Origin of the sequence: Mycobacterium sp. 1245805.9 (assembly GCF_001672915.1) — a bacterium.
In the GTDB taxonomy this organism is placed as follows: Bacteria; Actinomycetota; Actinomycetes; order Mycobacteriales; family Mycobacteriaceae; genus Mycobacterium.
On the sequence record NZ_LZKR01000004.1, the window covers coordinates 109,359 to 123,438 of the forward strand.

The window sequence follows — 14,080 nt, forward strand, 5'->3', positions numbered from 1 at the left end:
TTTCAGGGCGTACGCCCCGGGCTATTTGATGCACATGATCGCCCCTCGCCCGGCAGTTGGATGGCTGCGCCCGCTCCTGTTCGCGGTGTTGCTCGTGGCCGGGGTGGTGGGCGCGATCCAGCTGGCGACGTCGGTCCGGTGCCCGCACGGCACGTGCCATGGCGTCGGCGCGAAAGAGCCTGGCGGGGCTCAGATCACGATCACGCCCGGACCCAATTCGCACGACGTCGACCCCGTCGCGCCGGTCATGGTGAAGGTCGACGCGGGGACGCTGACGGACGTCCGCATGGTCAACGAGAGCGGCAAACCGATCGAGGGCATCACCACCCCGGACAACACCGCCTGGAAGCCCACCGTCCCGCTCGGATACGGGCGCACCTACACGCTGACCGTCACCGCCCGCGGGCCCAACGGCGTTGCGGCAACACAGGTCTCGTCGTTCTCCACGCTGCGGCCGTCCAACCAGACCAAGGTGTCGTTCACCACCACCTCGGAGGCCGCGCTGCACGACGGCGGCACCTACGGAGTCGGAATGGTGGTCGTCGCCCACTTCGACGAGCAGATCGCCGACCGGGCCGCCGCCGAGCGACGGCTGAGCGTGACCACCAACCCGCCGGTGCAGGGCTCATGGTTCTGGGTCGACAGCCAAAACGCCCACTGGCGACCCGAGCACTACTACGCCCCCGGAACGACCGTCACCGCCGAAGCCAAGATCTACGGAATTGCCTTGGGCGACGGGCTGTTCGGACAAGACGACACGCGGGTGTCGTTCCGGATCGGCGACGCGCACATATCCATCGCCGACGACGCCACCAAACAGGTCAGCGTCTTCGACAACGGCAAGCTGGTGCGCACCATGCCCACCAGCATGGGAATGGGCGGCACCGAGGACGTCGGCGGGCGCACCATCTCGCTGTGGACCCCGCCGGGCATCTACACCGTGATCGACAAGGGCAACCCCGTCGTGATGGACTCCTCGACGTTCGGCCTGCCCAAGAACTCGCGCCTCGGCTACCGCGAGACCATCAATTACGCGACCAAGATCAGCACCGACGGCATCTACCTGCACGAGCTCGACGCGACGGTGTGGGCCCAGGGCCACCGGGACACTTCGCACGGCTGCCTGAACCTCAACGCCGACAACGCGAAGTGGTTCTACGACTTCTCGGTGCCCGGCGACGTCGTGGAGGTCCGCAACAGCGGAGGGCCGCCGCTGACGCTGGCCCAGAACGGGGACTGGACGCTGAGCTGGGACCAGTGGCGCAACGGCAGCGCCCTGAAGCCGGCTTCCTAAAGGCCACGGAGTCGCGCTCTGGCGCAACGTCATTCGGGCCGACGCACCGACCGGATGGGCACGGTTCACCACCTATTCCGCGGCTCTCCCCCGAGAAAGTCTTGACTGATTCCAAATAAGAGAGTGATATGGACCACGTGTCCTCATCGGCGAGTTACGCGGACCGGCTGCGCATGGCCGACCTGCGTGTGACCCGCCCGCGGGTCGCCGTGCTGGAGGCGGTGCACGCCCACCCCCATGCCGACACCGACACGATCTTCACCGCGGTGCGGGGGGATTTGCCCGACGTTTCGCGCCAGGCCGTGTACGACGTGCTCAACGCCCTGACCGCCGCCGGCCTGGTCCGGCGGATCCAGCCGTTGGGCCTGGTCGCCCGTTACGAATCCCGCGTCGGCGACAACCACCACCACGTCGTGTGCCGCTCCTGCGGGGTCATCAACGACGTCGACTGCGCGGTCGGCGAGGCGCCCTGCTTGACCCCGTCGGACGACAACAACGTTCTGGATGGCTTCGTCCTCGATGAGGCCGAGGTCATCTACTGGGGCATGTGCCCCGACTGCTCGACGGCAGAGTCCTGATCACTCCCGTGATCGCAGCCCGCATTACAACCACCGGAAAGGAATGCTGTGTCAACATCTGACAGCCGCCCACCCCACGACGACAGCAAGACGACGAGCAACAGCGAGAGCGAAAACCCGGCAATCCCTTCCCCCAAACCGAAATCGCACGCGCCGCTGACGAACCGGGACTGGTGGCCCGACCAGATCGACGTGTCGACGCTGCACCCGCACTCCCCCCAGTCCAATCCGCTCGGCGACGACTTCGACTACGCCGCGGAATTCGCCAAGCTCGACGTCGACGCGCTTAAGGCGGACGTCATCTCGGTGATGACGACCTCGCAGGACTGGTGGCCCGCCGACTACGGCCACTACGGCGGCCTGTTCATCCGGATGAGCTGGCACGCCGCCGGCACCTACCGCATCTTCGACGGCCGCGGCGGCGGCGGCCAGGGCATGCAGCGCTTCGCCCCGCTCAACAGCTGGCCGGACAACGTCAGCCTGGACAAGGCCCGCCGGCTGCTGTGGCCGGTCAAGAAGAAGTACGGCAACAAGATCTCCTGGGCGGACCTGATCATCTTCGCCGGCAACTGCGCCCTGGAGTCGATGGGATTCAAGACCTTCGGCTTCGCCTTCGGCCGCGAGGACGTGTGGGAGCCCGAAGAGATCCTCTGGGGTGAAGAGGACACCTGGCTGGGCACCGACAAACGGTACTCGGGCGAGCGGAGCCTCGCGCAGCCCTACGGCGCCACCACCATGGGCCTGATCTACGTGAATCCCGAAGGCCCCGAAGGCAAGCCGGACCCGATCGCCGCGGCGATCGACATCCGCGAGACGTTCGGCCGGATGGCGATGAACGACGAGGAGACCGCCGCGCTGATCGTCGGCGGGCACAGCTTCGGCAAGACCCACGGCGCCGGCAGCGGCGACCTGGTGGGCCCCGAGCCGGAGGCCGCCCCGATCGAGCAGCAGGGGCTGGGCTGGAAGAGCTCGTACGGCACCGGCGTGGGCAAGGACGCCATCACCAGCGGCCTGGAGGTCGTCTGGACGCCCACCCCGACCAAGTGGGACAACACCTTCCTGGAGACGCTGTACGGCTACGAGTGGGAGCTGACCAAGAGCCCCGGCGACGCCTGGCAGTTCGTCGCCAAGGACGGGGCCGGCGCCGGCACCATCCCGGATCCGTTCGGCGGGCCGGGCCGTGCCCCGACGATGCTGGTGACCGACATCTCGATGCGGGAGTCCCCGATCTACCGCGACATCACCCGTCGCTGGCTCGACCATCCCGAGGAGCTGGCCGACGCGTTCGCCAAGGCCTGGTACAAGCTGCTGCATCGCGACATGGGGCCGATCAGCCGCTACCTCGGGCCGTGGGTGGCCGAGCCGCAGCTGTGGCAGGACCCGGTTCCGGCCGTCGACCACGAGCTGGTCGACGACAAGGACGTCGCTGCGCTGAAGAGCAAGGTGCTCGACTCCGGCCTGTCGGTGCCACAACTGGTCAAGACGGCCTGGTCGGCGGCGTCGAGCTACCGCAACACCGACAAGCGGGGCGGCGCCAACGGGGCGAGGCTGCGCTTGGAGCCGCAGCGCAACTGGGAGGTCAACGAGCCCTCCGAGCTGGACAAGGTGCTGCCCGTGCTGGAGAAGATCCAGCAGGACTTCAACGCGTCGGCTTCGGGTGGCAAGAAGATCTCGCTGGCTGACCTGATCGTGCTGGCCGGCTCGGCGGCGGTGGAGAAGGCGGCCAAGGACGCCGGCTACGAGATCACGGTGCACTTCGCGCCCGGGCGCACCGACGCCTCGCAGGAGAGCACCGACGTGGAGTCGTTCGCGGTGCTCGAACCGCGGGCCGACGGGTTCCGCAACTACATCCGCGCCGGCGAGAAGGCACCGCTGGAGCAGCTGCTGGTGGAGCGGGCCTACCTGCTGGGTGTGACCGGGCCCGAAATGACGGTGCTGGTCGGTGGGCTGCGTGCGCTCGGCGCGAACCACGGCGGCAGCAAGCACGGCGTGTTCACCGACAAGCCGGGCACGCTGACCAACGACTTCTTCGTCAACCTGCTCGACATGGACAACGCGTGGAAGGCGTCCGAGACGGCGGAGAACGTCTACGAGGTGGTGGATCGCGCCACCGGCCAGCAGAAGTGGACGGCCACGGCCAACGACCTGGTGTTCGGGTCGAACTCGGTGCTGCGCGCGCTGTCCGAGGTCTACGCCCAGGACGACAACCAGGGGAAGTTCGTCGAGGACTTCGTCGCGGCCTGGGTGAAGGTCATGAACGCCGACCGGTTCGACCTGAAGTAGCAGTCGATACGCACCGGCGCCCCGTGAGCCACCGACTCGCGGGGCGCCGGGCATTTCGAGCCCACCGTGAGGCCAGCCACACTATTACCCACCGGTAACCTACGAAGGCGTAAGTTACGTACCATGGCCAATAGTCGACGCGTCCGACTACCGAAGCTGGGTAAACGCTGACATGAGCGAATTGAAGTATCTCGAACTTCACGGAGACCGGATCGCCTACCGGGATGCCGGCGACGGCCCCGCCGTGTTGCTGATCCACGGGATGGCCGGCAGCTCCGCGACGTGGCATGCGATCATTCCGCAGCTGTCAAAGAAATACCGCGTCATCGCGCCGGACCTGCTCGGCCACGGCATGTCCGCGAAACCGCGTGGCGACTACTCGCTGGGAGCCTTCGCCGTCTTCCTGCGCGACCTGCTCGACGAGCTCGGGGTGGACCGGGCAACGGTGATCGGGCAGTCCCTCGGCGGCGGCATCGCGATGCAGTTCGCCCACCAGCACCGGGAGCATTGCGAGCGGCTCGCCCTTATCGGCAGCGGCGGCCTCGGGCCCGACCTCAGCCCCGTGCTGCGGATCCTGTCCGCACCGGGCGCCGAGTTCGTCTTGCCCGTCGTCGCCCCGCAGCCGGTGCTGAACCTCGGGAACAAGCTGGGTTCGTGGCTGACCTCGGCCGGGATTCAGTCGCCGCGAGCCGGTCAGATGTGGCACGCCTACTCCTCGCTGTCCGATCGACGGACCCGCCAGGCCTTTTTGCGGACGTTGCGCTCAGTGGTGGACTACCGCGGTCAGGCGGTCAGCGCTTTGAACAAGATCCACCTCACTGCTGGGATGCCCGTCGTGCTTATCTGGGGCGACCAGGACCGGATCATTCCCGTGGCCCACGCCTACGCTGCCCACGATGCGCTGGAGGGCAGTCGCCTGGAGGTGCTGGAGGGAATCGGGCACTTTCCGCATGTCGAGGCGCCATCGGCGGTGGCGGACATCCTGGAGGACTTCATCGCGTCGACGACCCCGTCGGCGACCCCCCAGACGAACGGTGACAGGTCGGTTCACCTGGGGATGTAGGGCCAAATCAGCGCGGAAGATCCCATTGGCCGTAGTCGGCCGCGAGGACGTCGTCGATGTCCACGTTGATCCCGCCCAGCAGCGGGCTCGGATTCGACGGGCTGTTGACCACGGTCTGATACAGCACCGCCGCCGGTTCGCGCTCCCCGTTCGACCATGACCTGGTCTGCCACGCCCAGCGGTGGCCGGGGGTCGTCGAGTTCCCGATGACGCCGTCGCGGATCGCCCAGCCGCACGCCCGGGCGTGCCCGTAGATGCCGGTGCGGCCCACGCCCAGCGCCGAGTTGATGCCCCGAAACCATTGCACCGCAGGGCCGTTCCAGGTGTTCTCGTCGATGTTGTCGTCGACGCTGAAGAAGATCGGGGCCGACGCCGTCCCGCCCGCCGCGTTGTGCAGTTGCAGGGCGGTGTGCGCGTCGGCCACCCCGCCGTCGTATCCGCGGGTGTAATCCGACGGGTCGGGCCAGCCGGGTTTGCCGTACTGGAAGTTGCTGACGATCTGCAGGCCGGCGGCGCGCAGCGCGTCCGCGTACTCGCGCGTGATGGGCTTGGCCTCGAAGTTGGCGCCCGGCCGCGACGCCGACACGTAGTTCACCACCCCGCCGTAGCCCGCCGCCTTGATCTCGGCGGGCGCGATCCTTTTCTCGGCGAAATCGATCAGTTGCAGGTCGGCGGCCGATGCCCGTTGCTGCGCGAGCGGCGCGGCCAGGCCCAGCATGGCCGGCGCGAACGCATATTTGAGGGCGTCGCGTCGTGAGACCGATCGCCATCCGTCGTGCACGGCGCGATGGTAACAAAGCGGGCTCGCCCCGCGGGGCGGCGGTCTCCGCCGATTTCGCGACGGTTTCGATTGCGCAAAGGTCGTGCAGCTACCTGCGATGCGCGGGCCGATATCGCCTGCTCGTCGTTAGTGTTGGCCACCATGGACCGACTGACCAATTACGTGAAGCGCTGGCGCGCAGCGCTTCACGTGACCGTGTCGGCGGTGACGGTTGCCGCCCTCGGACTCGCCGCCGCCCCCGCGACTCACGCGGCCGCGGCCGCTGCGACGTTGTCGGTGGAACACACGTGGCAGACCGGTTTCATCGCCAACTTCACCGTCACCAACGCGAGCGCGGCGCCCCTGAGCGATTGGAAGATCGAATTCGACTTGCCGGCGGGAGAAGGCATCTCCCACACGTGGAACAGCTCCTTCACCCAGTACGGCACGCACTTCGTCATCACCCCCGCGAACTGGAATCGCGTCATTCCGCCCCTTGGTTCGGCCACGGGTGGCATGCGGGGCGTGCTGAGCGGCACCTACTCGCCGCCGGTGAACTGCGTGCTCAACGGGCAATATCCCTGCAGCTAGCGGCGGCTGCGTCGCAACCGGCGAAGCCCTGAGGGCACACTGAACGCTGTGTTCCGCCTTCGATTGCATCAATTAGGTCGGCGAACTATAGTCTGGACACATGTCCAGTTTGCTGTCACGGCGCTCGGGAGTCCGTTGATCGCGATGGATTGGGGGCCGCCCGCCCGCGATTTTTCCTCGGCGGATAAGAGTTGAGTATGCGAATTGCCCTGCTGTCCTATCGCAGTAAGGACCATTGCGGCGGACAGGGCGTCTACGTGCGCCATCTCAGCCGCGGCCTGGTCGAACTCGGCCACGACGTCGAGGTGTTCTCCGGCCAGCCCTATCCCGAGCTGCTCGATCCGCGGGTGCGGTTGACCAAGGTGCCCAGCCTGGACCTCTACCGTGAGCCCGACCCGTTCCGGGTGCCGCGCCCCAGCGAGATCCGGGACTCGATCGACCTGCTCGAGCTGCTGACCGTGTGGACGGCGGGATTCCCCGAACCGCGGACCTTCACCATGCGCGTGGCCCGACTGCTGGCCGAGCGCGCCGACGACTTCGACCTGGTGCACGACAACCAGAGCCTGGGCACCGGGCTGCTGGCGATCGCCGACGCGGGGCTGCCGGTGGTGGCCACGGTGCATCACCCCATCACCCGCGACCGCGTGCTCGACGTGGCGGCCGCGCGCTGGTGGCGCAAACCGCTGGTGCACCGCTGGTACGGGTTCTCCAAGATGCAGGAGCAGGTGGCCCGCCGGATCCCCGACCTGTTGACGGTCTCGTCGTCGTCGGCCGCGGACATCGTCGCCGACTTCGGCGTCGCCCGCGAGCAACTGCACGTCGTGCCGCTGGGCGTGAACACCGAGCTGTTCCGGCCGGCATCGGGCCCCCGCCAACCCGGCCGCATCATCGCGATCGCCAGCGCCGACACCCCGCTGAAGGGTGTGCGGACGCTGTTGCACGCGGTCGCCCGGCTGCGCACGCGCCGCGACGTCGAATTGCGGCTCGTCGCCAAGGTGGAACCCAACGGTCCCACCCACAAACTGATTGCGGAACTGGGGATCTCGGACATCGTCCACATCACCAGCGGGTTGTCCGACGAAGCGCTCGCCGCCCTGTTCGCGTCGGCCGAGGTCGCCTGCATTCCGTCTCTCTACGAAGGGTTTTCGCTGCCCGCGGTGGAAGCCATGGCGAGCGGGACGCCGATCGTGGCCAGCCGGGTGGGCGCGCTGCCCGAGGTCCTGGGGACCGACGGCGCCTGCGCCGAGCTGGTGCCGCCGGCCGACGTCGACGCCCTGACCGGCGCGCTCGGCGAGCTGCTCGACTCGCCGGAAAAGCGCCGCACCATGGGCAAGGCAGGCAGGGAACGCGCGATCAACGTGTTCAGCTGGGAAGCGGTGGCCGCCCAGACCGTGCAGGTCTACGAGCGGGCGATCGCGCGATGCTGACAATAGATTTCGACCGGCTCGGTATCGGACCGTCCACCAAGGTGATCGACGTGGGATGCGGCGCCGGCCGGCACGCCTTCGAGGCCTATCGGCGCGGCGCCGACGTCGTCGCCTTCGACCGCGATCCGGACGAACTGCGTTCCGTCGACACCATCCTGAAGGCGATGGCCGAGACCGGGGAGGCGCCCGAGGCGGCCTCGGCGGAGGTGGTGCTCGGTGACGCGCTGAGCCTGCCGTACGCCGACGAGACGTTCGACTGCGTCATCGCCTCGGAGATCCTCGAGCACGTCCCGCAGGACGACGCCGCCATCGCCGAACTGATCAGGGTCCTCAAAGTCGGTGGGACACTGGCGGTCAGCGTCCCGCGCTGGCTTCCCGAGCGGATCTGCTGGCTGCTTTCCGACGAATACCACGCCAACGAGGGTGGGCATGTGCGCATCTACCGGGCCGACGAGTTGCGCGGCAAGATCGCGGGCGGCGGAATCGAATTGATCCACGCCCATCACGCGCACGCCTTGCACTCGCCGTTCTGGTGGCTGAAATGCGCGGTGGGCGTGTCGAATTCGGAGAACCCCGCCGTCACCGCCTACCACAAGCTCCTGGTGTGGGACCTGATGCGCCGGCCCAGGGTGACGCAGCTGGCCGAGTCACTGCTCAACCCGCTCGTCGGAAAGAGCGTTGTCCTGTATTTCGCGAAGTACTACGCCGCGCCGCCCGCCGCGGAAAGCGAAGCCGCCCCGGGATATTCAGTTGCGTCGAGTTAGCGCGCCGGCGATTCCGGGTGTCCTCACCCCGGACCAGTGTCGGCAGACCGCGAAGTCGATAGCGGCGGACCAGGAATCGTCGGGCGCCATCCCCTGGTTCGCGGGTGGCCACACCGACCCGTGGGACCACGTGGAATGCGCGATGGCGCTCACCGCGGCCGGACTGCTGGAGCCGGCGCGGGCCGCGTTCGAGTGGAGCCGCCGCACGCAGCGGGCCGACGGCTCCTGGCCCATCCAAACCCGCGCGGGCGTCGTCGAAGACGCCAACAGCGACAGCAACTTCTGCGCATACATCGCCACCGGCGTCTGGCATCACGTGCTGATCACCGGCGACAGGTCCTTCGCCGCCGAGATGTGGCCGGTGGTGCACAAGGCGATCGACTTCGTCATCGATTTGCAGTTCGGCTACGGCGAAATCGCCTGGGCGCGAAGCGAAGCCGGGCCCGTCCCGGAAGCGCTGCTGACCGGTTGCGCCAGCGTGTTCCACAGCATCCGCTGCGCGCTGGCGCTGGCTGTGCTGGTCGGGGATCCCCAGCCGGAATGGGAGCTGGCACTCGGGCGGCTGGGCCACGCGATCGCCGTGCATCCGGAGGCGTTCACCGAAAAGGACCGCTACTCGATGGACTGGTACTACCCGATCCTGGGCGGTGCCCTGCGGGGCCCCGCGGCGGCCCGGCGGATCAGGCAACGCTGGGACGACTTCGTGGTGGGCGGCCTCGGGATCCGCTGCGTCGACGATCGGCCCTGGGTGACCGGCGCCGAAACCTGCGAACTGGTGATGGCCCTCGACGCCATCGGTCACCGCTCCGCCGCGCACCGGCAGTTCGCCGCGATGCAGCACCTGCGCGAAGAGGACGGATCCTATTGGACCGGTTTGGTTTTCGCCGACGGCAAGCGGTGGCCCGAGGAGCGCACCACCTGGACAGGCGCGGCGATGATCCTGGCGGCCGACGCGCTGTCGGACACCACCAAAGGCAGCGGCATCTTCCGCGGCGAAGGGCTGCCCATGGGGCTGCAGACCGACTTCGACTGCGAGTGCGTGGTCAGCGGTCCCGGCCGGTAATCGGGTCACCCGGTCCCCCGCCGGTGCGTTCGAGCACCCGCAGCGACCCGGTGGCCGAAACCTCCCGGAACTGACCGGAATCCAGCGCGCGGCGATAGATGTAGTAGGGCGGGCGGCCGCCGTCGCGCGGGTCGGGGAAAACGTCGTGGATGATCAGCGCCCCGCCGGCGTCCACCCACTTCGCCCACCCCTCGAAGTCCTCGTTGGCGGCCTTCTCGGAGTGGCCGCCGTCGATGAACAGCAACCGTAGCGGTGCCCGCCACCCGCGGGCCACCACCGGCGACTTGCCCACGACGGCGACGACGTGGTCGTCGAGCCCCGCGGCGTCCAGCGTGCGGCGGAACGTCGGCAGCGTGTCGAACAGACCCGTCACGTCATCGACCATCGAGGCGTCGTGGTACTCCCACCCGGGTTGGTGTTCTTCCGAGCCGTGGTGATGGTCGACGGTGTAGAGCACGCTGTTGGTCTGTTCGGCCGCCGCGCCGAGCAACAGGGTCGATTTGCCGCAGTAGGTGCCGACCTCGACGCCGATGCCGCCGTCGAGGTACCGCAGCGCCGCGTCGTAGAGCGCGCGTCCCTCGTCGGGCGGCATGAAGCCCTGCACCTGCTCTGCAAGCGCAAACAGGCGCTCGGGTGACTCGGCGTCGGCGTGGCTCATGAGGCGAACCTATCCGACCGCTGCCCAACCGACGCGCTCGCTCTACCATCGTGCTGTGCGTGCTTTGGCTGTTCGCAGGTTGCTTGAAATCGGGATGGCCGCCGTTGCTGTCGCGGCGGCGTTGACTTTGACGCCCGCGGTGGTGCCGGCGGGGACGCCCGAGGCCGCCGCCGCGAGCTGTCCCCCCGTGCAGGTCGTCTTCGCCCGCGGACGATACGAGTCGCCCGGCACCGGCGCGCTCGGCAGCGCGTTCATCAGTGCGCTGCGATCCAAGGTTTCGAAGAACATCGGCGTCTACGCCGTCAATTACCCCGCCGACACGCAGATCGACATCGGGGCCAACGACATGAGCCATCACATCCAGTCCATGGTCAGCAGTTGCCCGGACACCCGACTGGTGCTGGGCGGCTACTCGCTCGGCGCGGCGGTGACCGACGTGGTGCTCGCGGTGCCGTTCAACGCGTTCGGTTTCGACAGCCCCCTTCCGGACGGCACCGATCAGCACATCGCCGCCGTCGCGCTGTTCGGCAATGGAAGCGCATGGGCGGGTCCGATCACGAACTTCAACCCGCTCTACAACGACCGAACCATCGAGCTGTGCCACGGCGCCGACCCCGTCTGCAACCCGGCCGACCCGAACACCTGGAAAGAGAACTGGCCTCAACACCTCGCCAGCGCCTACATCGACGCGGGCATGGCCAACCAGGCCGCCGATTTCGTCGCGGGCAAGCTCTGAGCTCGCGATTCAGGCTTCGTACGTGACCTGATACCAGTGCCGTACCGGCTTGTGGCTGGTGTCCGCCTGACCGGTGTCCGTCGCGCTGACGACGTTGACGTCGGTCACGCCGGGGTTGTGGGCCTCGATGTAGCGCTCCAATTCGTGCAGGAGTGCGCCATGGGGCTGGGAGGGGTTTGCGAGCGCCTTTGTCCTGCGCGTCTGGGCCACGCGAAGAATTATGCCGCTGCACCGACCGTCGCGCATCCGATGTTAATGGATTGCATTACAACGGAATTGGGATTAATGAATTGTCGCGCATTCCGCGGTATAAAGGCGGCGGATTTCAGGCCGGGGTGTCGGTGCTCGAGTACACCTTGAAGTCGCGGGTGACCGGGCCACCCGCTGCGGCGGCGCGCCGTCGGGCAAGGAAGGAGGGATGGCGACGCATCGCGTCGTGACGTTCCCGGTCCCGCCGCCGGGCCGCGGCCCATGCGGGATGGGATTGAAGGAAAATGACCGTCGCCCCGGCTGCGTCCGCCATGATTCCAACTCCTCCCGAGCAATCCGCAAAAGCATGAACAGTGTTTATCGGTTCGTAATCCAGGATGCCCTGCGGATCCTGTGACGAAACCACGTGCCAAGTTGAGAATTAGCCATGAATTTCGGCGTCATTCCGCACCCACTGCCCCGCCGCCGTCCGTTTGCGCCAGCGGCGATCCACACGCTAGCGACGGCCACCGACAGAATTTCCGTTTCGACCTAGGGCACGACCGGCTGCTAGGGTGCCTTGCTTATGCCAGAGATGGACCGTCGCCGGATGATGCTGACGGCCGGGATCGGCGTGCTGGCGGCCGCGCTGCCGCTCCCCGAGGCCTGCGCCTTCCCGAGTCGACCAGACACACCCAGCGGCCAGACCTACATCTTCCAGGACGAATTCGACGGGCCGGCCGGCTCGGCCCCCGACCCGTCCAAGTGGGCGGTGGCCAAGGCCCGCGAGACGATCAAGGACCCGACCTACTGGGAGCTGCCCGAGCACATCGGGCAGTACCGCGACGATCGCAAGAACGTGTTTCTCGACGGCAACTCCAACCTGGTGCTGCGCGCGGCCAAGGACGGGCCCACCTACTTCAGCGGCAAGGTGCAAAGCCTGTGGCGGGGCGGCGTCGGGCACACGTGGGAGGCCCGGATCAAGCTCAATTGCCTGACCGCCGGCGCCTGGCCCGCCTACTGGCTGGGTAATGACGATCAGGGCGAGATCGACGTCATGGAGTGGTACGGCAACGGCAACTGGCCCTCGGCCACCACCGTGCACGCGAAGGCGAACGGCGGCGAGTGGAAGACCCACAACATCGCGATGGACAGCGCCTGGCACACCTGGCGCACCCAGTGGGACGCGACCGGCATCCGCTTCTGGAAGGACTACACCGACGGCGCCCAGCCCTACTTCGATGTACCCGCCAGCTCGCTTCCGGACTGGCCGTTCAACAACCCCGGCTACGTCGTCTACCCGGTGTTCAACCTTGCGGTCGCCGGTTCGGGCGGCGGCGACCCGGGCCCGGGAACCTATCCCGCGGACATGCTCGTCGACTGGATCCGCGTCTGGTAGCTCACTGGGTGAGCAGCGCCGTCGCGCTCCAGGCCCTGCCGCCGGGACGACGTGGGTCAGGCTGGGGCAACCACGTGAGCGGGCGCATGAACAGCGGTAACCGACGGAACCGATGGGCCGCCAGATACAGCGCTTGCACCTGCACCGTGCGCCAGCCGAGGTCTTCGAAATAGGCCAAGCCGTTCTCGGGCGCGAACTTGAACGGCGCGTTTTGCAGCATGCCGGCCATCTTCTTGTTCATCAGCCGTTTGAGGCCGGGGCCGGCGAAGTCGAGCATCCACCAGGCCACCTCGGGTCGCCTGATCGCCGCCGAAAGCGAGACGACGTCGCTGTCTTCCAGATACATCAACAGGCCCTCGGTCAACACCAGCGCTTTGGTCGCGCCGTCCAGCGCGTCGTCGAGGAAGGCGTCGCGGGCCTGCGGGTCGGCCAGGTCGACGGCGACGCGGGTCAACCGGCACCGCGGAGTCTGATCCGCGAGCACCTGCGTCTTTTCCTCCAGCAGCTTCGGCAGGTCCGCCTCCACCCAGGTGAACTCCGCCGGAAGCTCCAACCGGTACGGCCGCGTGTCCAGACCGGCGGCCAGGTTCAGCACCCGGTCGCAGCCGCCCGCGATCGCTTCGGCGATGGCGTCGTCGATGATCTTGGTGCGCGCGACGAGCCACCACCCGTTGCGCGTCGACCGGGGGACGTTGGCGACGATCGCGCGGCCGTGTTCACCGGCGAGGCGCTCGGCGAGCGGGTCGCTGAAAAGCGCGTCGGGACGGGCCGATTCGGTGGCCCGATGCAGCGCCGTCCAGCGCGCCGTGTCCGAAACGTGGGTGATCGAGTGCATGGGGCTGACAGTAGTTGGCGGGTCTGACGGGTCGGTGTGGGGTTTTGGTGAACTGCGACGGGTGGCCTGCGCTGGTTAAGCTGGCTGATAATCGCCCGCGGGGTGTTCAGGGAGGTGATGGGCGATGGTATTCGCAATGGAGCCGGCTGCGGTGGGGGCCGCGGCTTCGATCCAGGCAGAGCTGGCTGCGCAGACTGGCGCTAGTGCGACCGCGGGCTCGCCGACGCTGTTGGGAGTCATGCCGATGGGCACCGACGCCGATTCGATGGCGTTCGCCGCGGCGCTGGCCGCGGTGGGTGCCGCGTACGTGGCGGCCGCGGGTGAGCATGCGGCCCAGCGGGTGTTGTTCTCCGACGCCCAGTCGTTGGCGGAGGCGACCACCGTGGCCAGCGAGGCGACGCGCGCGGCGGCCATGACACTTTAGCGGCCAAGGGAATCTG

16 protein-coding genes are annotated in these 14,080 nt (G+C 67.8%); 11 read left to right on the plus strand and 5 right to left on the minus strand.

The window, feature by feature from the left end; genetic code table 11:
- Positions 1 to 34: 34 nt before the first annotated feature.
- From A9X00_RS00825 to A9X00_RS00840, 4 genes are all read left to right on the plus strand, one after another.
- Entirely contained in the window at positions 35 to 1,294 is a 1,260-nt protein-coding gene (locus A9X00_RS00825) for an Ig-like domain-containing protein (RefSeq protein WP_156771864.1), read from the plus strand.
- Positions 1,295 to 1,431: 137 nt separating this feature from the next.
- The gene (locus tag A9X00_RS00830) at positions 1,432 to 1,872 is read left to right on the plus strand and encodes a Fur family transcriptional regulator (protein ID WP_197515012.1); all 441 of its coding nucleotides are present in this window, start codon (positions 1,432 to 1,434) and stop codon (positions 1,870 to 1,872) included.
- Positions 1,873 to 1,920: 48 nt separating this feature from the next.
- Positions 1,921 to 4,155, plus strand: coding sequence for a catalase/peroxidase HPI (gene katG / locus A9X00_RS00835; protein ID WP_067147798.1), 2,235 nt, complete (start codon positions 1,921 to 1,923; stop codon positions 4,153 to 4,155).
- Between the two features lie 172 nt (positions 4,156 to 4,327).
- The gene (locus tag A9X00_RS00840) at positions 4,328 to 5,218 is read left to right on the plus strand and encodes an alpha/beta fold hydrolase (protein WP_067147801.1); all 891 of its coding nucleotides are present in this window, start codon (positions 4,328 to 4,330) and stop codon (positions 5,216 to 5,218) included.
- 7 nt (positions 5,219 to 5,225) lie between these two features.
- Here the strand turns inward: A9X00_RS00840 and A9X00_RS00845 are convergent, their stop codons facing one another.
- Positions 5,226 to 5,936: a DUF1906 domain-containing protein gene (locus A9X00_RS00845; protein ID WP_082974618.1), complete on the minus strand. Its 711-nt coding sequence runs from the start codon at positions 5,934 to 5,936 to the stop codon at positions 5,226 to 5,228.
- A gap of 204 nt (positions 5,937 to 6,140) precedes the next feature.
- On the opposite strand from A9X00_RS00845, the gene A9X00_RS00850 reads away from it, so the two are divergent.
- From A9X00_RS00850 to A9X00_RS00865, 4 genes are all read left to right on the plus strand, one after another.
- Positions 6,141 to 6,569, plus strand: a complete 429-nt coding sequence (locus tag A9X00_RS00850) for a cellulose-binding domain-containing protein (RefSeq protein WP_067148106.1) — start codon at positions 6,141 to 6,143, stop codon at positions 6,567 to 6,569.
- Positions 6,570 to 6,766: 197 nt separating this feature from the next.
- On the plus strand, positions 6,767 to 7,996 hold the full coding sequence (locus A9X00_RS00855) for a glycosyltransferase family 4 protein (protein ID WP_067147808.1): 1,230 nt from the start codon (positions 6,767 to 6,769) through the stop codon (positions 7,994 to 7,996).
- Positions 7,990 to 8,760: a class I SAM-dependent methyltransferase gene (locus A9X00_RS00860; RefSeq protein WP_067147811.1), complete on the plus strand. Its 771-nt coding sequence runs from the start codon at positions 7,990 to 7,992 to the stop codon at positions 8,758 to 8,760. Before A9X00_RS00855 ends, A9X00_RS00860 begins: the two co-directional genes overlap by 7 nt.
- Positions 8,747 to 9,823, plus strand: a complete 1,077-nt coding sequence (locus A9X00_RS00865; RefSeq protein ID WP_067147814.1) for a prenyltransferase — start codon at positions 8,747 to 8,749, stop codon at positions 9,821 to 9,823. The genes A9X00_RS00860 and A9X00_RS00865 overlap by 14 nt, the downstream gene beginning before the upstream one ends.
- On the opposite strand, the gene A9X00_RS00870 is transcribed toward A9X00_RS00865, so the two are convergent.
- Positions 9,804 to 10,481 carry a class I SAM-dependent methyltransferase gene (locus A9X00_RS00870; protein WP_067147817.1) on the minus strand — a complete coding sequence of 226 codons (678 nt, stop codon included), beginning with the start codon at positions 10,479 to 10,481 and terminating at the stop codon, positions 9,804 to 9,806. The two genes, A9X00_RS00865 and A9X00_RS00870, sit on opposite strands and share 20 nt — an antisense overlap.
- 94 nt (positions 10,482 to 10,575) lie before the next feature.
- Here A9X00_RS00870 and A9X00_RS00875 point away from each other — a divergent pair, with 94 nt between their 5' ends.
- Positions 10,576 to 11,217 carry a cutinase family protein gene (locus tag A9X00_RS00875; RefSeq protein WP_232006635.1) on the plus strand — a complete coding sequence of 214 codons (642 nt, stop codon included), beginning with the start codon at positions 10,576 to 10,578 and terminating at the stop codon, positions 11,215 to 11,217.
- A gap of 9 nt (positions 11,218 to 11,226) precedes the next feature.
- On the opposite strand, the gene A9X00_RS00880 is transcribed toward A9X00_RS00875, so the two are convergent.
- Both A9X00_RS00880 and A9X00_RS29465 read right to left on the minus strand, forming a co-directional pair.
- Complete coding sequence (locus A9X00_RS00880; protein ID WP_232006632.1) at positions 11,227 to 11,427, minus strand: hypothetical protein; 201 nt, start codon at positions 11,425 to 11,427, stop codon at positions 11,227 to 11,229.
- Positions 11,428 to 11,542: 115 nt separating this feature from the next.
- On the minus strand, positions 11,543 to 11,740 hold the full coding sequence (locus tag A9X00_RS29465) for a hypothetical protein (protein WP_082974606.1): 198 nt from the start codon (positions 11,738 to 11,740) through the stop codon (positions 11,543 to 11,545).
- A gap of 252 nt (positions 11,741 to 11,992) precedes the next feature.
- On the opposite strand from A9X00_RS29465, the gene A9X00_RS00885 reads away from it, so the two are divergent.
- Complete coding sequence (locus tag A9X00_RS00885; RefSeq protein WP_067147827.1) at positions 11,993 to 12,805, plus strand: family 16 glycosylhydrolase; 813 nt, start codon at positions 11,993 to 11,995, stop codon at positions 12,803 to 12,805.
- Position 12,806: 1 nt separating this feature from the next.
- Here the strand turns inward: A9X00_RS00885 and A9X00_RS00890 are convergent, their stop codons facing one another.
- A complete protein-coding gene (locus A9X00_RS00890; protein WP_067147830.1) occupies positions 12,807 to 13,640 on the minus strand; it encodes an SAM-dependent methyltransferase in 834 nt (277 codons plus the stop codon).
- Between the two features lie 124 nt (positions 13,641 to 13,764).
- On the opposite strand from A9X00_RS00890, the gene A9X00_RS00895 reads away from it, so the two are divergent.
- A complete protein-coding gene (locus tag A9X00_RS00895) occupies positions 13,765 to 14,064 on the plus strand; it encodes a PE family protein (protein WP_067147833.1) in 300 nt (99 codons plus the stop codon).
- Positions 14,065 to 14,080 lie beyond the last annotated feature (16 nt).